The 4,457-nt window shown below is 68.4% G+C and carries 1 protein-coding gene; it reads right to left on the bottom strand.

Going from position 1 to position 4,457, the window contains the following annotated elements; all coding sequences use genetic code 11:
- Positions 1-4,457: amino acid adenylation domain-containing protein (locus VEC03_RS14090; RefSeq protein ID WP_324916190.1), on the bottom strand; the 4,457-nt coding region annotated here is incomplete at both ends.

Here is a 4,457-nt window from a genome sequence, read left to right as displayed (position 1 = left end):
CCCAGGTACTCCACCGTCCCGTCCGGCAGCCAGCGCCCCAGGTCGCCGGTCTTGTACATGCGCGCTTCCGGTTCGCCGCTGAACGGGTCGGGCAGGAACCGTTCCCGCGTCAGCTCCGGCCGGTTCAGGTAGCCGCGGGCGACACCCGCCCCGCCGATGTAGATCTCCCCTGCCACCCCCAGCGGCGCCGGGTTGCCATGGCGGTCGAGGATATACACCTGCGTGTTGCCGATCGGCCGGCCGATCGGGATCGCGACTGCGTCATCATCGACCGCCGTGATTTCATAGGTGGTCGCAAACGTCGTCGTCTCGGTCGGGCCATAGCCGTTGAGCAGGTGCCGGGGCGGATTGGCGCGCAGCACTTGCCGGATCACCGCCGGGTCGAGCGAGTCGCCGCCAACGATCAGATAGCGCAGCGTGCGGATGGACTGGGCCAATGCCTCGGCATACTGGTTGAACAGCCCTACCGTCATCCACAGCACCGAAACGCGCTGTTGTTGCAGCGCCGCCGCAAAGCGCTGGGGGTCGAGCAGGGATTCCTGGTCGATCACCACCAGGGTTCCGCCGTTCAGCAATGGCGCCCACAACTCCAGCGTACTGGCGTCGAATGCCGGGTTGGCGGCGAAGGCAACGCGGTCGTCGGCGTTGAAGCGCGCATAGCCATTGTTGATGACCAGGCGCGCCACGGCGCGATGCGGCACATCGACACCTTTCGGCACACCCGTCGAGCCTGACGTGTACATCGCATACGCGCCGGCCCTGCCGTCCACCGCGGCCGCCAAGTCGCTCTTAGGCTGGGCGGCGATGGCCGCTGCCGCGATATCGATGCAGGCCACGCCGGCCGGAGCATCGACAGGAGCGCTTCCCAGCAGCAGGCTGGCGCCGCTGTCCTCGATGATCCAGTCCCGGCGGGCTGCCGGCAATCCCATATCCAGCGGCACATAGGCCGCCCCGGTCTTCAGCACGGCCAGCACCGCCACCACGAAGTCCACGGAACGCGGCAGGGCAATCACGACGCGCCCCTCCTCCGCCGCGCCTGCGGCGCGCAAGTAGTGCGCCAGCTGGTTGGCGCGGCTATTGAGGTCCGCGTAGGTCAGCGCCATATCGCCGTGCACGAGCGCCACCGCGCCCGGCGTCCTGGCTGCCTGTTCCTGGAACAGCACATGCAGCCCGGCGGCATCCGGATACTCGGCTTGCGTGGCATTGAACTTCTCCAGCACCAGCGCCTTTTCCTCCGCCGGCAAGACCGACATGCCGTCCAGCGGGCGCGCGGGCGCGTTTTCCAGCGCGTCCACCAATTGCGACAGCACGGTCAGCATATAGGCCAGGACGCGCCGCGCCGATATCGCGAGGTCCGCCTGCACAGTCAGCGCGAAGTCTCCGCCCAGGTCGTCCACCGACATGGTCAAGGGATAGCTGGTGCGCTCGGAACTCGCCAGGATCGTGACGCCTTCCCAACCGTCGTCGTCCTGCCTGGGAACGCTGTGACGGAAGTTGAGCAAGGCCGAGAACAGCGGCAACTGCGCCGGCACGGCGCTGCAACGCTGCGCCAGGGCCAGCGGCGCATGCTCGTGTTTAAACAGTTGCGCCAGCAGCGCATGGACAGCGCGAACGCCGGCTTCGGCGCCCTGACCGGCCACTTTGATCCGCACCGGAAGCGTGTTGATGAACATGCCCAGCGCACGATCCGCGCCGGCGCCGCCCTGCAGGCGGCCGAACAGCACCGTACCGAAGACCACCTCTTCGCGCCCCGCCAATCCGGCCAGCACTTGCGCCCACGCCAGATGCATGACGCTGGCCGCGCTCACGCCCAGGTGGCGGGCCCGTTCACGCAAGCGCTTCGACAGCGCCGGCGCCAGCAGTTCGCGATACTCGTCGAGGCCGGCGCCGTCATCCTTCAGGCTCAGCACGCCATACGGTGCGGTCGGCTCTTCGATGTCGCCCAGCATCGCCTTGAAGAACGCCTCGTGCTCGCTTCGGCTCACGCCAAGGCCTGCCTGCGCCACGAAATTGCGGAACGGCAGCGCTGCCGGCAATTCGTCCGCGCGTCCTTCCACCACGGCGCGGATTTCCGCCACCAGGATTTCCAGCGCCGTGTGGTCGATTGCCGCGTGGTGCGCGAGCACCTGCAACAGCCAGCGCTCGTTGGCGGCGTCGTGCGCAATGAAGCAGTGCAACAGCGGTGCCTTGCGCAGATCGATACGGTAGTGGCGCGGATCGAAGCGTTCACGCAGTTGCCGGGCGGCGTCATCCTGGCCGGGATCCAGTTCCACCTGCCGCACCTGCAGCGGCGCTTCGCGCCATACCACCTGCACCGGTTCGGCCAGGCCTTCCCATGCCAGGGCCGTACGCAGGATGTCGTGACGGTCCACCACGCGCTGCATCGCCGCCAGAAACTGGTCGAGACGCTCGCGCCGGTCGAAGGCCACCAGCGTCGGCAACAGATAGATATCGCCCTGCTGCGCCATCATGTGGTGGAACAGGATGCCTTCCTGCAAGGGAGCCAGCGGATAGATGTCCTGCACGTTGGCGGCGCCGCCCGGCACCGAGGCAACGATACGGGCAATTTCCGCCTCGTCCAGCTTCGCCAGCGGCAGCATGTCCGGCGTGATGGCCGTGCAGCCGTCCGGGATGCCGTTCGGCGGCACCTGTACCCGGATGCTGTCGCCGGCATTGACGCTAGCCGCCAGGGCTGCGATGGTCGGCGCGGAGAACAAGGTGCGAACATCGGCTGCCAGCCCGGCACGGCGCATGCGCTCCACCAAGGTGACGGCCAGCAGCGAATGGCCGCCCAGTTCGAAGAAATTGTCGTTGCGGCCGACCTGCTCCAGCTGCAGCAGCTCGCGCCAGATGGCGGCCAGTCGTGCTTCGGTTTCGCCAACCGGTGCTTCATAGACGCGCTGGGCATAGGCGCCGCCGTCCGGCGCCGGCAGCGCCTTGCGATCGAGCTTGCCGTTCGGCGACAGCGGCAGCCGCTCGAGCTGCACGAAGGCCGACGGCACCATGTAGTCGGCCAGTTGCGCCGACAGCGCTGAACGCAAGACATCGATCGCCAGCGTCTCATCAGCGACAATATACGCCACCAGGCGCTTGTCGCCGGGCACGTCCTCGCGCGCCAGCACCACCGCGTCGCGCACGCCCGCCTGCGCCTTCAAGACCGCCTCCACCTCTCCGAGTTCGATGCGCAGACCCCGGATCTTCACCTGCTCGTCCATCCGACCCAGGTACTCGATCGACCCGTCCGGCAAGTAGCGCGCCAGGTCTCCCGACTTGTACATGCGGCTGCCCGCCGCACCGAACGGGTTCGGAATGAACTTCTCCGCCGTCAGCGCGCCCCGGCCCAGGTAACCACGCGCCAGGCCGATCCCCGCAATGTGCAGCTCCCCCGCCACTCCCACCGGCACCGGCTGCAGCTGCTCGTCCAGCACGTGCAGCTGGATGTTGGCGATCGGCCGGCCGATCGGCACGCTGGCCAGCGGCGTGCCGGCCCGGCACGCCCAGTAGCTCACATCCACCGACGCCTCCGTCGGCCCGTACAGATTGTGCAACTCCACGCCCGGCAGCTGCGCCAAGAAGCGCTCCTGCAGCTCCAGCGGCAGCGCCTGCCCGCTGCAGATCACCCGCCTGAGCGTCGCGCAGCGGCCCACTTCGGCCGTCGCCAGGAACACGTCCAGCATCGGCGGCACGAAGTGCAGCGTCGTGATCCGCTCCTTGGCGATCAGCCCCGACAGGTAGTCCACGTCCTGGTGCCCGCCCGGCCGGGCCACGACCAGCGTCGCCCCCGTGATCAGCGGCCAGAAAAACTCCCACACCGACACGTCGAAGCTGAACGGCGTCTTCTGCAGCACACGCTCGCCCGCACCCAAGCCGTACTCGTCCTGCATCCACCGCAGGCGGTTGACGATGCCCGCCTGCTCGACCGCCACTCCCTTGGGCCGTCCCGTCGAGCCGGAGGTGTAGATGACATAGGCCAGGTGCTCCGGCCGCGCGACGGGCTGCGGGTCGTGCCCGCCATGGCCTGCCCATTCCTGCCCCGCGTCCAGGCACAGCGTCCGCCATCCCGCCTCCCCGCCCTGTGCCGGCAGCTCCTGCAGCAGGGGCAGCAGGGACGTTTGGGTCAGCAGCACTTTCGGCCGCGCGTCCTCCAGCATGTAGGCCAGGCGCTGCGCCGGGTAGGCCGGGTCCAGCGGCAGGTAGGCGCCGCCGGCCTTGAGCACCGCCAGCAGACCCATCACCATCTCCACCGAGCGTTCCGCGCAGATCCCCACCAGCACATCCGGCCCCACCCCCAGCTCGCGCAGCCGGTGCGCCAGCCGGTTCGCCCGCGCATTCAGTTCGCCGTAGCTCAGCTCGCTGCCTTCGAACACCAGCGCCGTCCGCCCTTCCGAGCGCGCCGCCTGCTCTTCGAACAGTTCCTGGATCGTCCCGGGACCCTCGTAGCGCTTTGCCGTGGCATT

The sequence above is a fragment of the Ramlibacter sp. genome, assembly GCF_035627355.1.
Taxonomy (GTDB): domain Bacteria; phylum Pseudomonadota; class Gammaproteobacteria; order Burkholderiales; family Burkholderiaceae_C; genus Ramlibacter.
Note: the sequence above shows the minus strand (reverse complement) of the source record. Positions and strands in the feature narration are given on the sequence as shown.